Origin of the sequence: Flavobacterium azizsancarii, from assembly GCF_027980145.1 — a bacterium.
In the GTDB taxonomy this organism is placed as follows: Bacteria; Bacteroidota; Bacteroidia; order Flavobacteriales; family Flavobacteriaceae; genus Flavobacterium; species Flavobacterium azizsancarii.
Map to the genome: position 1 here is coordinate 13,022 of NZ_JAMZNK010000019.1, position 19,109 is coordinate 32,130.

14 protein-coding genes and 3 tRNA genes are annotated in these 19,109 nt (G+C 34.4%); 16 read left to right on the top strand and 1 reads right to left on the bottom strand.

The genetic code is table 11. From position 1 onward, the window contains the following. Nucleotides 1-203 precede the first annotated feature (203 nt). The 12 genes from NJT12_RS12710 to NJT12_RS12765 all read left to right on the top strand — a co-directional run bounded on the left by NJT12_RS12710 (nt 204) and on the right by NJT12_RS12765 (nt 13,954). Nucleotides 204-2,777 (top strand): M1 family metallopeptidase, encoded by a 2,574-nt coding sequence (locus NJT12_RS12710; RefSeq protein WP_271336293.1) that lies wholly within the window; start codon nt 204-206, stop codon nt 2,775-2,777. Further along, on the top strand, nt 2,774-3,700 hold the full coding sequence (locus NJT12_RS12715) for a DUF58 domain-containing protein (RefSeq protein ID WP_271336294.1): 927 nt from the start codon (nt 2,774-2,776) through the stop codon (nt 3,698-3,700). The genes NJT12_RS12710 and NJT12_RS12715 overlap by 4 nt, the downstream gene beginning before the upstream one ends. An 86-nt stretch (nt 3,701-3,786) precedes the next feature. Continuing rightward, nucleotides 3,787-3,860 (top strand) — tRNA-Asp (locus NJT12_RS12720). A gap of 1,037 nt (nt 3,861-4,897) precedes the next feature. Next, a tRNA-Asp gene (locus NJT12_RS12725) sits at nt 4,898-4,971 on the top strand. Nucleotides 4,972-5,259: 288 nt separating this feature from the next. Continuing rightward, a complete protein-coding gene (locus tag NJT12_RS12730; RefSeq protein WP_271336295.1) occupies nt 5,260-6,081 on the top strand; it encodes an AraC family transcriptional regulator in 822 nt (273 codons plus the stop codon). 400 nt (nt 6,082-6,481) lie between these two features. Continuing rightward, nucleotides 6,482-7,792 carry a TolC family protein gene (locus NJT12_RS12735; protein ID WP_271336296.1) on the top strand — a complete coding sequence of 437 codons (1,311 nt, stop codon included), beginning with the start codon at nt 6,482-6,484 and terminating at the stop codon, nt 7,790-7,792. Between the two features lie 72 nt (nt 7,793-7,864). Beyond that, the gene (locus tag NJT12_RS12740) at nt 7,865-8,917 is read left to right on the top strand and encodes an HlyD family secretion protein (RefSeq protein ID WP_271336297.1); all 1,053 of its coding nucleotides are present in this window, start codon (nt 7,865-7,867) and stop codon (nt 8,915-8,917) included. 1 nt (nt 8,918) lies between these two features. Beyond that, nucleotides 8,919-10,502 (top strand): MFS transporter, encoded by a 1,584-nt coding sequence (locus NJT12_RS12745; RefSeq protein WP_271336298.1) that lies wholly within the window; start codon nt 8,919-8,921, stop codon nt 10,500-10,502. 315 nt (nt 10,503-10,817) lie between these two features. Then, nucleotides 10,818-11,480, top strand: a complete 663-nt coding sequence (locus NJT12_RS12750; RefSeq protein ID WP_271336300.1) for an HAD family hydrolase — start codon at nt 10,818-10,820, stop codon at nt 11,478-11,480. Between the two features lie 944 nt (nt 11,481-12,424). After that, complete coding sequence (locus NJT12_RS12755) at nt 12,425-12,658, top strand: hypothetical protein (RefSeq protein ID WP_271336301.1); 234 nt, start codon at nt 12,425-12,427, stop codon at nt 12,656-12,658. A 131-nt stretch (nt 12,659-12,789) separates the two neighbouring features. Continuing rightward, nucleotides 12,790-13,524, top strand: a complete 735-nt coding sequence (locus NJT12_RS12760) for a hypothetical protein (protein WP_271336302.1) — start codon at nt 12,790-12,792, stop codon at nt 13,522-13,524. A 4-nt stretch (nt 13,525-13,528) separates the two neighbouring features. Next, a complete protein-coding gene (locus NJT12_RS12765) occupies nt 13,529-13,954 on the top strand; it encodes a hypothetical protein (protein ID WP_271336303.1) in 426 nt (141 codons plus the stop codon). Between the two features lie 474 nt (nt 13,955-14,428). Here NJT12_RS12765 and NJT12_RS12770 read toward each other — a convergent pair. Continuing rightward, a tRNA-Leu gene (locus tag NJT12_RS12770) sits at nt 14,429-14,510 on the bottom strand. A gap of 108 nt (nt 14,511-14,618) precedes the next feature. Here NJT12_RS12770 and NJT12_RS12775 point away from each other — a divergent pair. The 4 genes from NJT12_RS12775 (at nt 14,619) to NJT12_RS12790 (ending at nt 19,030) form a co-directional block, all read left to right on the top strand. Next, the gene (locus NJT12_RS12775) at nt 14,619-16,007 is read left to right on the top strand and encodes a dipeptidase (RefSeq protein ID WP_271336304.1); all 1,389 of its coding nucleotides are present in this window, start codon (nt 14,619-14,621) and stop codon (nt 16,005-16,007) included. A 605-nt stretch (nt 16,008-16,612) separates the two neighbouring features. Beyond that, nucleotides 16,613-17,035, top strand: coding sequence for a toxin-antitoxin system YwqK family antitoxin (locus NJT12_RS12780; protein ID WP_271336305.1), 423 nt, complete (start codon nt 16,613-16,615; stop codon nt 17,033-17,035). A 196-nt stretch (nt 17,036-17,231) separates the two neighbouring features. Further along, a complete protein-coding gene (locus NJT12_RS12785) occupies nt 17,232-17,603 on the top strand; it encodes a BlaI/MecI/CopY family transcriptional regulator (RefSeq protein ID WP_271336306.1) in 372 nt (123 codons plus the stop codon). Beyond that, nucleotides 17,600-19,030 carry a M56 family metallopeptidase gene (locus NJT12_RS12790; RefSeq protein ID WP_271336307.1) on the top strand — a complete coding sequence of 477 codons (1,431 nt, stop codon included), beginning with the start codon at nt 17,600-17,602 and terminating at the stop codon, nt 19,028-19,030. The genes NJT12_RS12785 and NJT12_RS12790 overlap by 4 nt, the downstream gene beginning before the upstream one ends. The last annotated feature ends 79 nt before the right edge of the window (nt 19,031-19,109 follow it).

The window sequence follows — 19,109 nt, forward strand, 5'->3', positions numbered from 1 at the left end:
TTATGCTTTTTTGCCACTAATTACGCGAATTATTTACTTTGATATTGTTTAAAAAGTTTGCCATAGATTAAATGATTTTCACAGATTTAAAAAAAATCATTTTAATCTGTGTAATCTGTGATAAAAAGAATTTTAATTCGTGCTAATTCGTGAAATTCGTGGCTAACTTTTTTTATTTTTACAAATCTAACATTCCTTTAAAAATGAAAATTTTCTACAGCCTTCTTTGTATTCTTATATTTACCACAATTGGTTTTTCTCAATCGAAACAAAAAGAAAATCTTGTTTTAGAGAACGGCGTTTCAGAACAATTGGCTATTTTCCGAAAACATCAAATCTCTAATGTAATTTATGGACTTTCGTTTGAAATTCCGCAGCAAAAACAGCAGGAAATCAAGTCAGATTTGACTTTGAATCTTACATTGTCTGATTTAAATGAACCTTTATATTTAGATTTTAAAGAAAAAACTTCAAATATAAAATCAATTCAGGGTAATGGCAAAAATATCGCTATTGTTCATGAGAAAGGACATATTGTTATTCCTGCTAAAGACTTGATTTTAGGAAAAAATACAGTTGTAATTTCTTTTATAGCGGGAAACTTATCTCTAAACCGAAATGATGATTTCTTGTACACATTATTAGTTCCGGATCGTGCGAGCACATTATTTCCATGTTTTGATCAGCCCGATATTAAAGCGACTTATAAACTGAGTTTAACGGTTCCTAAAGACTGGACGGTTTTGGCTGGTGCCGATGTGAAAAAGAAAGTTGAAAAAGGAGATTTTATAAGTTATACTTTTGGAGAATCAGATAAAATGAGCACATATTTGTTTTCGTTTGTTGCCGGAAAATTCAAAAGCGTAACTCAGAAACCTGGAAATCGTGAAATGACGATGTTGTATCGCGAAAACAATGCAGATAAATTTCGAGTAAGTGTGGATACTATTTTTAATTTACACCAACAATCAGTAGACTTTTTAGAAAAATATACCAATTATAAATTTCCTTTTCAAAAGTTAGATTTTGCTTCGATTCCGGTTTTTCAATATGGCGGAATGGAACATGTTGGTGCGATTCAGTACAGAGAATCTACCTTGTTTTTGGATAACAGCTCTACAGACAGCGAGAAACTGGATCGTGCAAAACTCATTGCGCATGAAACCTCGCACATGTGGTTTGGTGATTTAGTTACTATGAAATGGTTCGACGATGTCTGGATGAAAGAGGTCTTTGCCAATTTTATGGCAGACAAAATCATGAACCCGATTTTCCCGAAAGTCAATCATAATCTACAATTTTTAACAGCGCATTATCCCAACGCTTACGCGGAAGATCGTTCGTTAGGCACGCATCCTATAAAACAACATTTGGCGAATCTCAAAGATGCCGGATCACTTTATGGAGCTATTATTTATAATAAGGCTCCTATAATGATGCGTCAGTTAGAAGCTTCGATGGGAAAGGAAGCTTTTCAGAAAGGAATCGAAAAATACATTAAAAAATACGCCAACGATAATGCCGACTGGAATAATCTGGTTGAAATTCTGGATGCCGAAACGCCGCTTGATATGCAAAAATGGAGCGAAGTTTGGGTAAATAAATCAGGAAGAGCCATTTTTACCAATAAAATAGAATACGATGCTAAAAACAGAATTTCGAGCTTTGAGATAAATCAACAAGCCGAAGATAAATCAGCAAATGTGTGGCCTCAGATTTTTGATATTGGTTTAGTTTATAAAGATCAGGTAAAAGTGATCAATGTCAATATAAAAGATAAAAACCTGTTGCTAAAAGACGCTCTTGGACTTGAAAAACCGTTGAGTATCATTTATAATTATAATGGTTATGGTTATGGTGTTTTTCCGCTTGACGGAAATATAGAATCTGTTTTGAGTTTGAAAGATGAGGTAGCAAGAGCTTCAACATACATTAATATTTATGAAAATACCTTAACGGGAAATGTTGAGCCAAGTAAAGCTTTTGATTGTTTCTTAAAAGGAATTCAGCAGGAAGAAAACGAATTGGTTCTGAAAATAATTACCAGTCAAACGAGCAATGTCTTTTGGAAATTCCTGACCGAGAAGCAACAAAACAAAACACAAAAACAATTGGAAGACCTTTTATACGAACGTTTGCAGGCTAATTTGCCAAGTAATATCAAAAAGACGTTGTTTAATTTGTTTAGTTCGATTGCGTATTCAGATGCTGGTAAAGCCAAATTGTATGCGATCTGGAATAAAGAAAACGTGATTCAAAGTTTAAAGTTAAACGAAGACGATTACACCAATATGGCAATGAATTTGGCTATATTTAAACATGAAAAAGCAACAGAAATACTGAATAAAGCGAAAACTACAATCACAAATCCTGACAAACAAAAGCGATTTGAATTTTTACTCCCTTCTTTATTCAAAGATGAATTGGTTCGTGATGCTTTTGTGAAGTCATTAAAAGACGACGAAAATAGAGAGAAAGAATCTTGGGTTGCTGTAGGTTTGGCGAATATCAATCATCCTTTACGTCAGGAAAGTGCTCAAAAATATATCCGGTTTTCATTAGATTTGGTCGAAGAAATTCAGAGAACGGGAGATATTTTCTTCCCGAAAGATTGGTTGAATAATACTATTGGGAAATATTCGTCGAAATATGCTTTTGATGAAGTACAGCGATTCTTAAAAGAAAACCCTAATTTTAGTCCGATATTAAAACGAAAGCTGTTGCAGGCGACAGACGGTTTGTACCGCGCACAAAATATTAAAAAAGAAACCGAATGAAAATCGAATCGGAAATAGAGAAAGTATCCAGTTTTCAGCATCTCGAAATGCTGGCAAATCAGGTTGTAGAAGGTTTTATATCCGGAATGCACAAAAGTCCGTTTCATGGATTTTCGGCTGAATTTGCAGAGCATAAAGTCTATAATGCAGGAGAAAGTACCAAACATATCGATTGGAAATTATTTGCAAAAACCGATCGTTTGTACACCAAACGCTACGAAGAGGAAACGAATATGCGTTGTCATCTTATTGTCGATAATTCGTCATCAATGCATTATCCTGAACTAAAATCCGGTCAGCCTTTTTATGAAAAGAAGATTGGTTTTGCAGTTTTAGCGTCGGCAGTTTTAATGAATATCTTAAAGAAACAACGCGATGCCGTTGGTTTGAGTGTTTTCTCAGACAGTTACGAATATTATGCACCGGAAAAAGGAAGCGATCGCCATCATAGAATGCTGCTCAATAAACTGGAGCAATTATTAGAACAGCCAAAAGTCAAAAAAACTACCGATACGATTACGTATCTGCATCAGATTGCAGAGAAAATGCATCGCCGTTCGATGATCATTATATTTACAGATATGTTTCAGGCCGAAGATGATGAAAAGCTCTTTAATGCTTTGCAGCATCTTAAACACAACAAACACAAAGTAGTTTTATTTCATGTTGTAGATAATGAAACAGAGCTGAAATTTGACTTTGATAACACACCAAGAAAGTTCATCGACTTAGAATCTGGCGAAGAAGTATCGATTTTTGCCGATAATGTAAAAGCAGAATATGGAAAAAGGGCAGAGGAGTACTTTAAAAAACTGGCTTTGACTTGTGCAAAGAACCAAATTAAGTACGTTCCGGTCAATGTGGGCGATAATTTTGAAAAAATATTGACTACATATTTAGTTGAAAAACAAAACTTTGGCTAAAGATTTAAAAATATATTTAATTTTTTTTATCAAAACACTTGCAGAAATGAAATTCTGTACTATCTTTGCAACCGCAATAACGCAGAGGTTTGGTAGTTCAGTTGGTTAGAATACATGCCTGTCACGCATGGGGTCGCGGGTTCGAGTCCCGTCCAGACCGCAATATTGGGAAAAGCCTTTCTTAACAGAAAGGCTTTTTTGCCCAAATACGGTATCTAAGATTAGTTGTGTTGTTTTGCTACGACTTTGTAACTCGTAGCTGGTTTAGTAGTTAGACCAATGAAAAGCTTTCCACTTTTGTGGATGGCTTTTTTGATTTAAGACGTTTTTGTTTTTGAGGTTTAACCGCAAAGAGTGCTAAGATTTACGCAAAGTCCGCAAAGTTTTTTTAAAGCTTTGCGGACTTTTTGGTTTTGTGCTTTTGGTATTTTAGTCATTGCCCGAGTTTAACCGCAAAGAGCGCTAAGATTTACGCAAAGTCCGCAAAGTTTTTTAAAGCTTTGCGGATTTTTTGGTTTTGTGCTTTTTGGTATTTTAACAATTGCCCGAGTTTAACCGCAAGAGAGCGCTAAGATTTACGCAAAGTCCACAAAGTTTTTTTTAAGCTTTGCTTATTTTTTGGTTTTGTGCTTTTGGTATTTTAGTAATTGCCCGAGTTTAACCGCAAAGAGCGCTAAGATTTACGCAAAGTCCGCAAAGTTTTTTTTTAAGCTTTGCGGATTTTTTGGTTTTGTGCTTATTGGTATTTTAGCAATTGCCCAGGTTTAGCCGCAAAGAGCGCTAAGATTTACGCAAAGGCCGCAAAGTTTTTTTTTAAGCTTTGCGGATTTTTTGGTTTTGTGCTTTTGGTGTTTTAGTCATTGCCCGAGGTTTCAATTTGAATTTCTTCACAGTATTTCAAACATAGCCCAAGGTTTTAACCTTGGGAAACGAATTATTGAGATGGTAAATAATGTATCAAGTTTCAATTGTCGAAACCATTAGTAATGTTTAAAAAGAATATGGATAAATTGTGCGAAAAAACTTTACTAAAAATTCTAGGCTTTCCCAAATTCGTAGATATTCAATTGAAATTTGAAATTTATTAGATTGGAATTTATTTAAAATCAGTTCATTAAAAATATTTTAATTTTAATTCATAAAAACCCTTGTATAATCCAACTTCTGTTGTATTTTTGCACTCACAATAACGCAGTTGGTTTGGTAGTTCAGTTGGTTAGAATACATGCCTGTCACGCATGGGGTCGCGGGTTCGAGTCCCGTCCAGACCGCAATATTGGAAGAAGCCTTTCTTAACGGAAAGGCTTTTTTGTTTTTATAGCTTAACCGCAAAGTTCGCTAAGATTTAATTTTAGTTTACGTATAGAAAACACAAAGTTCGCAAAGCTAGATCAACACAAAGCTTTGCGAACTTTGTATTTTCTAAAAAGCATACTTTAAAAAACTTAGCGTTTTTTGCGGTTGAATCTCATCCAGCTTTGGAATTTTAAAATATTGGGATTTAATTTTTTTAATTTCCCTACATTTATATATCGCAAGAAAGATATTCAATTACTTCAATGGAACATTCCGGTCAGAAACTAGATAAGTATTACATCAAAAAAGTAGATGCCGATAAAAAAAGCATTTACTGCCATCATGATTTGATGGGAGAATTGCTTGTTCCCACACATAAACACGATAAAGCGCAAATGCTATATGCCGAAGGTGATGTCGTATTTGTAACTACAGAAACCAAAACCTATTTTTTGCCGGCAAGACATTTTATCTGGATTCCGGCGGGAGTTGAACATAGTATTCATCCCAAGTCAGAAAGTGTAACAATGCGTAACTTGTATTTTCCCGTTGAAAAAGACGAGGACGTATTTTATAAAAGTGAAGGTATTTATCCTGTGAATAATTTACTATTGCAAATGATGCTTTTTACAAATCGTTGGAATGGTGATCTTAAAAAAGGAACTCCAAACTTTGCCATTGCCAAAGCGATCAAGGCAATATTGCCTCAAATTTGCCTGACCAATTTACCTTTAGAATTACCACAGCCCAAAGATCCGCGTTTGAGTAAAATTTTAAGGCATATAGAGAATAATTTGGGAGAAACAATTTTGTTTGCTGAGGTTGCACATCAATTTGGATATAGCGAACGCTCTTTGTATCGCTTATTCCAGAAAGACCTTAATATGTCATTCATTCAATATTATACTATTCGAAGAATTCTAAAAGCGATCGAACTTTTACTTGACAGAAAACTTTCGGTTAAAGAAGTCGCTCAGGAAGTAGGTTATAGTAGCGTACCGACATTCAGTAATACTTTTTTTAAATTCCTCGGACAAAGACCTTCTGATTACTTTAACGGTGAGAATATTTTAAAAGACAAATAAAATTATTCTCTTGCAGATTTTTTTAATGTATTTTATCTGTTTGATCTGCTAAATCTGCGAGCTAAAAAAAATATTTCACGCAGATTTTGCTGATTTAAGCAGATTTACGCCGATTTACGCCGATTTATTTTTATAATTATCTGCTAGACTCTGCTTAAATCTTTTTTAAATCTGCGTAAAACCTTTAAATCATGCGATATTTTTAATGCGCTGCATTCCAGTGTTTTAATATAACGTTTTCGGAAATTAAAATTTTAACATTTGTCCGAAATGAATATGTTATTGACTTTTTAGAATTATCAGTCACCGAAAAAATGAAGGAACTTTGCAGTATTAAAATCTTAAAATATTCATGTTCCTTAAAACAACAAATTCCACAAAAGATTGTTTTCTCAAAATCGTGTTGATATTTCTAATTGTATTGACATTTAATGGTTTGCAAGCGCAGGAAATTCATTCGGTTTCGTTAAGTGAAGCGGTGAAACTGGCTAAAGAAAACAATAAAAAAATCCTTAGATCTCAATTAGAGACTACGCTTTCAGAGCAAAACATCAAAGAAAGAAAAGAACTTCGTTTACCGGATATCGAATTAAACGGCGAGTACTCCAGAATTACCAATATTACAGAATTCAAAGGAAGCGGTTTCCTGAATGGTAAAGAAGTAACGAAGGCAATTCCTGAAATTTATCAGGTCAATTCTACTTTCAAAATGCCAATTTATGCCGGTAATAAGATCAACAACGCGATTAAAATTGCCAATCAGGAAAACGAAATTGCCAAAATAAAAACCGAAAAGACTCAAAATGACATCGAGCTAGAAGTGGTAGCAAATTATCTGGCGATTTACAAAATGATGGAGCTTCAGAAGATTTTTGAAGAAAACATCAAAGAAGAAAAAAGCCGATTGAAAGAAGTTCAGTCCCTGCAAAAACACGGAACAGTAACTAAAAACGAAGTTATCAGAGCTGAATTACAACTTTCGGACCGTGAATTGAACTCGCTTACAAATTCTAAAAATATAAAGATCGCATTGCACGATTTAAAAACTTTGATTCAGATTCCTGAAAATGAAGAAGTGGCAATCGATACTACGGCTTCTATGGATAAAATGAATGGTATGGATCCGTATGATTTTTATTTAGAAAAAGCTTTTCAGAACGAAGAAATGCGAATCGCAAGTCAGGAATTAAATATCAAAAAAACGGAGCTGAAGTTGGTTAAAGGAAATTATCTGCCAACGGTAAATTTTTTCGGGAATTATGGTTTTTATTATCCTAACTACAAATTTTTTCCGCCAAATCCGTATTTGTACACTTTAGGACAAATTGGTATCGAGGCGCATTTTGATATTTCGGCTTTGTATAAAAACAAAACCAAAGTAGAACAGGCGACTACACAAATTGAATGGCAGAAAATGCAGACTGAAATTACAAAAGATGAAATTCAGGATAAGCTGTTTAAAGAACATACCCAATACCAGGAAATCCTCGAAAAATTTGTGGTGGTAGATAAAGCTTTGGATCTGGCAAATGAAAATTACCGAATCGTAAAACTAAAATACCTCAATCAACTGGTTTTAATAACTGAAATGGTTGATGCTGATAATGCTTTACTACAGGCAAAATACAACAAGATTTCGACCAGATTGGATGCTATTCTTAAACATTACGAATTGCTTCATACTGCGGGAATAATGCCGAATGAGATTTAGAGGTTTTAGAAGAAAGAGAATAGAAGCAAGAGAATAGAGTAAAAGAATAAAGAAAATAGATATTTAAAGTATATGGTTAAGATAAAAAATGAAACTAAGAGAAACAGAACGTTTCATATATTAATAACAATTATCGCCTGCATATTAGTTGCAAGTGGGATTATTTTAGGAATTTGGTTTTATGTATTCAACAGAAATCACGAAGAAACCAATGATGCTCAGGTCGAGCAATATGTAACGCCTATTATGTCCAGAATTACGGGGTATGTTCAGGAAGTTCGTTTTGATGAAAATCAGTTTGTGCATAAAGGAGATACTTTGGTAATCATCGACAACAGAGAATACAAATCAAAACTGAATGTGGCGCTGGCCGATGTTCAAAGCGCGAAACAAAGTAGTGTTGTGGCCGAAAAAAACGTAGCAACAACAGCAAGTTCAACCGCAATTGGAGAATCGCAATTGGCTGCAGCCAAAACCAATCTTTGGAAAACAAAATTAGAATATGAACGTTACCAGGCTTTGGTAAAAGACGAAGCAGCGACCTCGCAACAATTAGAGAAAGTCAAAGCAGATTATGAATCGGCGCAAGCCCATTTTCAGGAAATGCGAGACAGGATTCAGTCTTCTAATTTAAGCACTTCTCAGGCGCAGGCCAATGTTCCTACGATGCAAACCAATATTGCTTCGAAACAAGCTGTGGCAGATAATGCAGCATTGTTTCTTTCTTATACGATAATTACCGCGCCTTATGACGGTTGGGTTGGTAAGAGAACTTTACAGCCCGGACAAATGGTAAAAGAAGGTCAATCGTTGCTTTCGATAGTAAGCAAAGAAAAATGGATTACGGCCAATTTTAAAGAAACACAATTGCAATATTTAACTGTGGGTCAGGAAGTAAGAATTAAGGCCGATGCCTTAAATGATAAAGAATTTACAGGAATCATCACCTCGTTATCGCCTGCAAGTGGAGCGAGATTTTCGTTATTGCCTCCGGATAATGCAACAGGAAACTTCGTAAAAATCGAACAAAGAATTCCGGTTCGTATTCAATTGAAAGAGACTGATAAACACGCTGATTTTTTAAGAGCCGGAATGAATATTACCGTTATTGCTGAGCACAACTAAAATGGAAGATAAAAGTATTTTTAAATCCTGGGTTCCCAGATGGGCAATCATTATTATTTTGTTTGTCTGTTTGCTGCATTCCATGATTTTATTAGGAGTTTATACTTCAAACGTAACCTACGCAGCAAGTTTTCTTGACATTGAGCCTGAGGATTTGCAGTTTGCGATGTGCGTTACGTACGGAACTTTGCTGGCTACGATTTTGATCGAAAGTAGATTTTCGAGTTTTTTCCCTGCAAAAAATTACCTGATGGCGGTATATTCTGTCATTGGGATTACGATTGTTTCATCGGCCTATATTACCAATTTTTATGTATTTTTATTGCTCAGAGTTGCCGAGGGAATCCTTATGGCACTTCCGGTAATTACGATCAGACAGTTGCTAATCGAGCAGTTTCATTCTAAAAATGCCATTATAATAGGTTTCTCCTTTTATTACGGTTCGCTGTTATTGTCAACGCCCTTTATTATGAATATTGCCGTTTGGTTTCTGGATCATTACGACTGGAAATACATGTTGTATGTTTCAGGCGGACTTCAGGTTTTGAATGTCTTTTTGATCCTGGTGACTTTTCGCGGACACAGAATCACAAAGAAAATTCCGTTGTATCAAATCGACTGGATCAGTTATATTTTGGTTCTAACGGCGATTCTCTGTGGCGCTTACTTTTTTGTATATGCCGAAAAAAAATATTGGTTTGAGTCTTCACACATGGTTCTAATGCTCATGATTGCCTTGATAACAGGAGGATTATTTATTTTTAAAGAGCTTTTGGTAAAAAGACCCACTTTTGATTTTGAAGTCTTTAAATATGCCAATCTCCGAATTGGGTTTTTATTGTTCTTCCTCTTTTATATTAGTAGGGCAACGTTGAGTCTTTGTCATTCGGCAATGTTCTCGATCTGGAACTGGGATCCGTCCCGAGTTGCCGGCGTACAATACATCAACGGATTAGGAAATGTAATAGGGCTTATTCTGGCCGCTTATTTCCTAATGAAATCCGTTTCGACCAAGCTTATTTTTATAATGGGTTTTTCGCTTATTGCCATATTTCATTTTTGGTTTACATTTCTTTTTGTGCCAGATGTCGCGCTATCAGATATTATCATTCCGTATATTTTGCAAGGTATTGGGGTTGGTTTTTTGTTTGTACCGTTGATCTTGTTTACCACGTCATCTGTTCCTGCAAAAATGGCGGTTTCTTCGGGAATTGTCGGAGTTTCAGGACGTTTTTGGGGAAGCACGATTGGGTTTTGTGTCATGCAGAATGCCATGGTGTTTTTAAACAAAAAACACTTTCTCAAACTAAGCCAATTCGTAACAGGCGATAATCCGCAAGCTCAGGAAACAATCACCAAAACAGCGCAGACTTTCGCTGCAAAAGGATATTCGCTTGACGAGTCGAATGCCCTTGCCTTAAAAAAAGTCTTCGGAACCATCACCAAACAATCGACTTTACTAGCCGATATGGAAATTTATACCATCGTAGGTTACGGCCTTGTAGTTTTGATTATCCTTATAGCGTGCAATCAACATCTAAGACAAACAATGACATTGGTGAAAAGTAAGGTTTGGATAGGCTGATAAATTAATCGCGCAAATTTTTTTGTTTCACGCAGATTTAAAAAGATTTAAGCAGATATGCGCAGATAATTATTATAATTAATCAAATAATAAATCTGCTTCAATCTGCAGAATCTGCGTGAAAAATCCTTTTAATCTTTTAAATCTGTGGCTATAAATAAAACTTTGCGCCTCTGCGACTTTGCGCGATTTAAAAAAAACTCAGCGAATCTCTGCAAGAAACCTCCGCGAATCTCTGCAAGAAACCTCCGCGAATCTCTGTGAAATAACCCTTTATTGCCCTATCTTGCAACCGTTAAAAAAATAAAATATACAATGAAGCAGCAATGTGTAATTTTTGATATGGATGGCGTGATTTGTCACACCAATCCGCATCATGCAAAAGCTTTCGAGGCATTTTTCGATAAATATCAAATTCCGCACTCAGAACAAGAGTTCGAAGAACATATGTACGGAAAACACAATAGTTATATCCTGTCGCACTTCTTTAAACGTCCTATTGCCGGAGAAGAACTTACAAAGCTTGAGGATGAAAAAGAAGGAATGTTTCGTGAGATTTATAAACACAAAGTCGAAACGATCCCGCATTATTTGGATTTTTTAGGCGAACTGAAATCTCGTGGTTTTAAAACCGCTGTTGCAACATCGGCACCGCGCGCCAATCTTGATTTGATTATGGGAGCACTGAAATTCGAAGGCAAAATGGATTCTATAATGTCAAGCGAAGACGTAAAGTTTCATAAACCAAATCCCGAAGTATATTTGCAATCTGCAAAACGTGTTGGAGTTGCACCGTCTGACTGTCTTGTTTTCGAAGATTCTTTTTCGGGCGTTACAGCGGGACTAAATGCAGGAATGAAAGTCGTTGGCGTTTTGAGTACACATACAAAAGAACAACTTCCGCCATGTAATTTTTATATTAATGATTATAGCGAAGTGAATGTTGATAAGGTAATTCAATTACTAACCGAAGAATAAAATTTCAACTTTTTTTCAGGAGCTAATCCCGCTATCCGTTACAATCTTTTGTGGCGAACCCCGCCACAAAAGGATTTCCACTTCTATCGGGGCTAGGCCAATCATTTCATAATAATATTTTCGTCTAATTTGTCATTTCAACAAAGGAGAGCCTAGCGATAGCGAACAGGCGAAGCAAATCTCCGCAAGTAATCTGCAACGAGAATCTAATCTTTGCCGAGCTTCTTGTCAAGATTTCTCATTCCTCTAAATGACAACATTGTGGTTACTTTACGCTCCAAGGGATTAAAATCCCTCGCTACAAAATAAATCATTCTTGCGGAATTTTATAAAGAGTTCCGGAGGAACGAAACATATTGTAGGGATGGATTTTAATCCATCTTTGCGGTTAGAAATGATAAATTAAATGAATAGCCTCCTGCTTTAGCTGGAGTTTTTTTTATGTTTTGTAGGGAAAGGCTTTAGCCGAAGATTAATCCTTGTCTAAAAATTGCAATTATTAAGGCAATTGCGACGTATAGAAAAACTGATAAGCTTAATAAAAACCATAAAAATTTTGGTAATAGCTTTATTTTTAAATCCCTAAGAACTAAAATAGAATTCGCAAAAGAAAAAAACACAAGAAAAATACATAAAATTAAAGTGCCAAAATTGCCATATTCATATACCCACCGAAATTCGGTAGAAAATCTAAATCGCTCAATATAACGTTTTGTTAAACAGCTTAAGATGAACAAAACAGGAATTGCTATGGCTAATTTTTGTGTTAGATCAAGATTTTTAAGTTTTTCTATTGTGAAGGTTCGTAACATTTCTTTACGGCTAATAAATTATGATGAATTTACGATTTTTGCCTATACAAAAATAATAATTAAAGTTGAAGGCATATATGAGTTCAAATGCAAATAAGTTTTGAAGAATTTTGCTTTTCAAACTTTAAAATTATGAACAAAAATCATCTGTCCAAAGAAGTTGAAACAAGACTAAAAGATTTTTTTATTGATGTTATGGATCCTCAAGATATGGCAAAAAAAATACGAGAAGTAAATTATGCTCTTTCGTTATGCGTAATGCGAGGATGCGAAACGATGGAATCTGAAATAAATAATATCGAAGATAATTTTTATTGGCTCAATAAATTAGCCGAAGCTTTAGATCCTTATTTAGATGTTGAGTGAAATCAGGTTTGTAAAGGCAAATATTAAATTATTATTGAAGAAATTTCTGCATTTAAAAGAATTTCAAAAATCTATGGAGTTAAAAATTAATACATTTGTAAATAATTACTTAAATAAATAATATAAAATTTATGAATAATAGTACTTTTAATACAAAAACTGATTTAGCTCCTTCAGAATATAAGAATTTATTTGGGGATCCTTTTTGGAATGAACAAGGGAGCTCAAAGGCGAGAAATTTCTATCTTGAACAGAATGATAGAGATAAAGCTTTGATGTTAAAAAAGAATTATCTTGAAATGATTGAAAAATCCAGACAAAGAAATTTTAACATGGCGGCAGATTGTTTGCAATGGTGGTTAGATGGTACGGGATTTACAAAAAATATTGATTTTAATTGGCTTAGAGGCAACAATGAAGTTATTGTTGCTGAGAATATAAATATTGAACGTTTTGAGGAAAGACTTGGACTTGAAAATTTTGATAAAAAATTAACAAAAGAAGGAGATTATGTAAAGTACACTAATGAATTGCAGCGTCAATTTACTGGAGGTATTTTTCGTGAATTGTATTATGTTTGTGGTACAAGTACAATAACCTCAAAAGGTAATTTTATAGTTACCAGAAAGAAAGATAATTTTGTATTATCAGGAACAATCATTCATTATTGGTGGGATAGGTACGACTGGCACAAAGGAGCAAATGCTTATATCAATGGTTTTGGATATGTTAACGATTCAGATGCTTTGTTGGTAGAAAAATATTGCGGGGCAAGACCTTATGAAATGAGAAGTCAATGGAAACAAAGTTTTAATAAAACTTTTCAATCTGGATTTTTTGGAGGGTTAAGTATAAAATTGAAATAGAAAAATGAAAAAAAAAATATACATAGGATTAGTAACTATAATTATTTTATGCTCAGCTTATTATTATTGGGAAAACAGGTATGTGGAACTTCGTCCGGTACTTGTAAATGACGATTTGCATGGGCCAGTACTGTTTTCAGAAACATTTCATAATCAATTATTTAAAATTGCAAAGCCAAATGAAATTCCACCAAATTTTTATAAAAATATAAAGTGGGTTTTAGAAAGACAACATCAAGAATATATTGTAAAAAACGGAGTGATTTATATTAGATATAAATACATGAATGATTACGAAATGATCTGGAACCATACCACTAAAACTAACGACCTCGAATGGTTTAAATCACAAAGAGAAATGGATATTTTTAATGGGAAACGCGAAAATAAAGAAGAATTAGATAATATTATTAAGGAGCTTCAACAGTAATTATTTTTTTATTAATAATATTGGCTCAATAAATTAGCCGAAGCTTTAGATTCTTAATTTAGATGTTGATTAGTAACACAGTTTGTCATTTCGAGGAACGAGAAATCACCGCAAGAAACTCGACAACAGTGCGTGCTCAGCGTGTGAAGATTCCTCATTCTTCAGAATGACAAATATTGGGGTTGCTTTGCGTTTCAAGGGATTGATCCCGACGCTTCGGGACCTCGCTACAAAATAAATCATTTATCCGGAATTTTTATAAAGAGTTCAAAGTGTTGGGTTTAATTGCGATCAGTTGCTAAATACAAAAAAGGAAAAGGAAGTTATTCTTCTTTAAAATTATCTTTCAAAAACAGAAACACAAAAATAGAAATATGATATTGTTGTAATCTGTTTATCAACAACTTTAGCAATAAAAAGATAAAAAGTATGTAAAACAAAAAAGCTTCTGATTTCTCAGAAGCTTTTTTTCAGTGCGGATAATAGGACTCGAACCTACACGCCTTGCGGCACCAGATCCTAAGTCTGGCATGTCTACCAATTTCACCATATCCGCTCAATTGTGGGTGCAAAGATAAACATAAGTTCTATATTTCAAAGCATTTTTGAAAAAAAATATTAATTCTCTTTTTTGTATTTTTGAAATTCTATAAAAATAATTGAAATGGAAAATATAAAGTCTTACGTTCAACAACATAAAGATCGGTTTATCAACGAATTGATCGAATTATTAAAAATTCCGTCGGTAAGTGCTGACACCGCTTACTCGCAAGATGTTATCGATACTGCCGAGGCAGTAAAGGAAAGTTTATCAAAAGCAGGTTGCGATTTAGTCGAAATTTGCGATACTCCTGGGTATCCAATTATATATGGAGAGAAAATAATCGACCCAAATCTACCTACAGTTCTAGTTTACGGACATTATGATGTTCAACCACCGGATCCTATCGAATTATGGACATCGCCACCATTCGAACCCGTAATCAAAAAAACCGAAATTCATCCGGAAGGCGCAATCTTTGCTCGTGGAGCTTGCGATGACAAAGGACAAATGTACATGCACGTAAAAGCCTTAGAGCTTATGGTGCAAACCAATACTTTGCCATGTAACGTAAAATTCATGATCGAAGGCGAAGAAGAAGTTGGTTCAGCAAGTTTGGCCTGGTTTGTAGAACGCAATCAGGAAAAACTAAAAAACGACGTAATTCTTATTTCAGATACCGGAATGATCTCGAACCAGCAACCGTCGATCACGACAGGTTTGCGTGGTTTAAGTTATGTAGAGGTTGAAGTTACAGGTCCTAACCGTGATTTACATTCAGGATTATACGGTGGAGCAGTGGCAAACCCAATCAATGTTTTGGCAAAAATGATCGCTTCTTTGCACGACGAAGACAATCATATTACAATTCCTGGTTTCTACGATAACGTACAGGAATTATCACTTGAAGAAAGAGCCGAAATGGCAAAAGCACCTTTCAGCCTGGAAAAATATAAAAAAGCCTTAGACCTAAACGATGTTTACGGCGAAAAAGGATATGTAACCAACGAACGCAACTCAATCCGTCCAACATTAGACGTAAACGGAATTTGGGGCGGATACCAAGGCGAAGGAGCAAAAACGGTGATTGCAAGCAAAGCTTTTGCTAAAATCTCCATGCGTTTGGTTCCAAATCAGGATTGGCATGAAATCACAGAATTGTTTACTAAACATTTCACGAGCATTGCGCCGGCCGGAGTTACCGTAAAAGTAACACCACATCACGGAGGGCAAGGTTATGTTACGCCAATTGACAGTATTGGATATCAAGCAGCAAACAAAGCGTATACAGAAACTTTTGGAGTTCCCGCAATTCCGGTTCGCTCCGGAGGAAGTATTCCTATCGTGGCGTTGTTTGAGAAAGAACTAAAAAGCAAAACCATTCTTATGGGCTTCGGTTTAGATTCTGATGCGATTCACTCGCCAAACGAGCACTTCGGGATCTTCAATTTCTTAAAAGGAATCGAAACTATTCCGTTGTTTTACAAATATTTCGTAGAGCTTTCTAAATAGTTTGCCACGAAGGCACTAAGACACAAAGTTTATTTTCCTAACAGGTTTTAGAAACCTGTTAGGTATCAAAATATAAATCCGTTTATTCTTTATGAGTAAGCGGATTTTTTTATGGGCGTTTCCCTCCGGGCCGGGCTATCCGCTATATCTTTTTGTTTTTAAAGAAAAAACAAAAAGGATATCGCTCCTATCCCTAACGCTTAGAGAGGTTCAAAGGTTTAAAAAAAAAAGGTACAAAGGTACAAAGGTTTTTTGTAGAGGCGCACAGCAGTGCGTCTAAAGTTGCAAAGGTTTTAGCATCGTAATTGAATAGGCTCCAAATTTAGCTGGAGTTTTTGTTTTATAAAGGAATTGGCTTTAGCCAAAATATTTTTAATATGTTAGAATTTATTCGGCTAAAGCCATTTTTCTCTATATTCATTCTAAACCCCAGCTAAATCTGGGGTCTATTCAATGTTCATCAAACTTGTAGGGAGATTGAAAGCTCAATTGGCAAGTAGCTTGAAACCTGAAACTTGAAACAAAAAAACTTTTTTTTGCGCATTAAAAATTAATCTCTACATTTGTAGAGCAATATACACATTTGTAGAGTTAATTGTAAAAACATGAAAAACCTTCTTTTATTATTTTTTTGCGGAATTATTCTTTACGGTTGCAAAAGCAAACCAGTAAATCAAAAAATTGACAAGAAAAAAGAAGGCACCTGGATTGATATTTATGAGCAGGATAGTATTACGTACAAATCATTCGAGTATTACAAACACGATGAACCAGTAAAAAAGTGGAAATCCTACATCAACGGGAAAATCTACAAGACAGAGAAATACAAAAACGGAATCTGTAAAGTAAAATATTACTATGAAAACGGAAAACTACAATCAAAAGGAAAAACAAAAATAGAAGTTAATGCCGTCGAAACACATTGGTTCTATTTTGGAGATTGGAAGTTTTATTCAGATAAAGGAAAACTAACCGAAATTAGAAACTATAATAACGGCAATTTGATTTCAGAACAAGAAATACAATAGCCCGCGGGTTTTGCGGATTAAACGGATTGGCGCGGATTTTTTTTAAGAATAAAGAATATAGAATATAGAATATAGAATATAGAATATAGATTTGATCTTAATCATACAGGAAAAATTATTTTAATTATTCTAATCAGTGGCAAAAAAACTTAGCAACTTAGTAACTCAGAACCTTAGTGCCTTAAAAATAAAAAACATGCAATTATCAAACTCAGAAGAACAATTAATGGAGCATCTCTGGAAGCTTGAAAAAGCTTTTATGAAAGATTTGCTCGAAGCATATACCGAACCAAAGCCTGCAACAACAACCGTTGCAACGCTTTTGAAACGAATGATCGATAAGAAATTCGTAGCCTATAACGAATTCGGAAATTCGAGAGAATATTATCCTTTGGTCGAAAAGACCGTTTATTTCTCAAAGCATGTCAACGGATTAATCAGCAGTTTCTTTAATAATTCGGCATCGCAGTTTGCTTCTTTTTTTACGAAAGAAACCAATTTGTCGACTTCGGAATTAGAAGAACTTAGAAAAATAATCGATTCAGAAATTCAAAAAAAGAAAAAATGACAGACTTTTTTATAAAATCGACGATTGCTTTAAGCGTTTTCCTGATTTTTTATCATTTGATATTGGAGCGGGAAAAAATGCATCAATTTAATAGGTTCTTTTTACTTTTTTCGATTGTAGTTTCGTTCGTGGTTCCTTTTGTTTCATTCGAAATTATCAAAGAAGTTCCAATGAATTTATCAAGTCAAATCAGTATAGATGAAGCTGGGATTACTAAAATTCAAAGTGAAGAGAAGATTGATTATATAATGATTTTTTTATGGGGTTTGTATGGATTAGTCACATTTTTAATGACAATTAGATTTAGCAGTAATATTTGGAATATTTTGTCAAAATCGAACAGAAATCCAGTTGTAGATTTTAAGAATTCGAAATTGGTTTTGATTGATGAAAAAATCCTGCCGCATACTTTTTTAAATTACATTTTTGTCAATTCTGATGATTATAAAAACCGAAATATTGAAGAAGAATTGTACACACATGAATTGGTTCATGTAACTCAAAAACATACGCTGGATATTTTGTTTGTTGAGTTTTTAAAGATTATTTTTTGGTTTAACCCACTCTTTATCTTTTATAAAAAAGCAATCCAGCTTAATCACGAATTTCTTGCCGATCAGGAAATAGTGAAAGAATATAAGAATGTTTCATTTTATCAAAAACTACTTTTAGAAAAAGGAAATGGAAATCTAACTATTTATCTGGCAAGTAATTTAAATTATCTGGTAACTAAAAAAAGATTAATTATGATGACAAAAAGCACCTCAAAAAACAAGGCGTTCTTCAAAAAAATTGCTATTATTCCTGTATTTACAACTTTAATAGTTCTCTTATGTGTTAAAACTGTGGCACAGGAAGCTAAAACAGAAGTGAAAGCAGTCAGTTCTAATACTGAAACGAATCGTGCTAAAACTGCTGTTTTAAATGATGAAAAAAATGCGATTCCGCTAAATAAAAATCAGGGATCTATGGCGGGGCAAAATGAAAAAGTTTCTCCAAGATCTTCAGTTGATTCCATCAAAACATCGGACGATATAATAAGTGTGGATCCAATCCTGAAAAATCCTGAGTTTCCAGGAGGAATTTCGGAGTTTTATAAATTCATCGGAAAAAATTTTAAAATACCAGAAGAAGCCTCAAAGAATAAAATTGAGGGAAAAATAGTTATAGAATTTATGGTAGAAAAAGACGGTACCCTGTCTGAATTTAAAATTCTAAAAGATTTAGGCTACGGGATAGGAGACGAAGCGATAAAAATTCTAAAACTTTCTCCGGCATGGAATCCCGGCTCTGAAATGGGTAAGCCAGTTCGCGTTCTGTACACTTTGCCTATAACAATTCAAGATAACGAAACACCAAAAAAGTATAAGGTCGTAAAGGGAAGATATCAGAAAATGGATTTCCCGCCAACCATTTTTGGAAATTAAAAACCATCTAAATTGTCTTTTAAATAAAAAAATCCGCTTCTATGCGAGTAGAAGCGGATAAAATTAAAAACTAAAAAAT

Bases quoted from the DNA above. Each gene is read 5' to 3' on its own strand.
- NJT12_RS12765 (WP_271336303.1), top strand. From the start codon at position 13,529: ATGAAAAAAAAAATATACATAGGATTAGTAACTATAATTATTTTATGC.
- NJT12_RS12785 (WP_271336306.1), top strand. From the start codon at position 17,232: ATGCAATTATCAAACTCAGAAGAACAATTAATGGAGCATCTCTGGAAG.
- NJT12_RS12730 (WP_271336295.1), top strand. From the start codon at position 5,260: ATGGAACATTCCGGTCAGAAACTAGATAAGTATTACATCAAAAAAGTA.
- NJT12_RS12745 (WP_271336298.1), top strand. From the start codon at position 8,919: ATGGAAGATAAAAGTATTTTTAAATCCTGGGTTCCCAGATGGGCAATC.
- NJT12_RS12790 (WP_271336307.1), top strand. From the start codon at position 17,600: ATGACAGACTTTTTTATAAAATCGACGATTGCTTTAAGCGTTTTCCTG.
- NJT12_RS12755 (WP_271336301.1), top strand. From the start codon at position 12,425: ATGAACAAAAATCATCTGTCCAAAGAAGTTGAAACAAGACTAAAAGAT.
- NJT12_RS12740 (WP_271336297.1), top strand. From the start codon at position 7,865: ATGGTTAAGATAAAAAATGAAACTAAGAGAAACAGAACGTTTCATATA.
- NJT12_RS12760 (WP_271336302.1), top strand. From the start codon at position 12,790: ATGAATAATAGTACTTTTAATACAAAAACTGATTTAGCTCCTTCAGAA.
- NJT12_RS12710 (WP_271336293.1), top strand. From the start codon at position 204: ATGAAAATTTTCTACAGCCTTCTTTGTATTCTTATATTTACCACAATT.
- NJT12_RS12750 (WP_271336300.1), top strand. From the start codon at position 10,818: ATGAAGCAGCAATGTGTAATTTTTGATATGGATGGCGTGATTTGTCAC.
- NJT12_RS12775 (WP_271336304.1), top strand. From the start codon at position 14,619: ATGGAAAATATAAAGTCTTACGTTCAACAACATAAAGATCGGTTTATC.
- NJT12_RS12715 (WP_271336294.1), top strand. From the start codon at position 2,774: ATGAAAATCGAATCGGAAATAGAGAAAGTATCCAGTTTTCAGCATCTC.
- NJT12_RS12780 (WP_271336305.1), top strand. From the start codon at position 16,613: ATGAAAAACCTTCTTTTATTATTTTTTTGCGGAATTATTCTTTACGGT.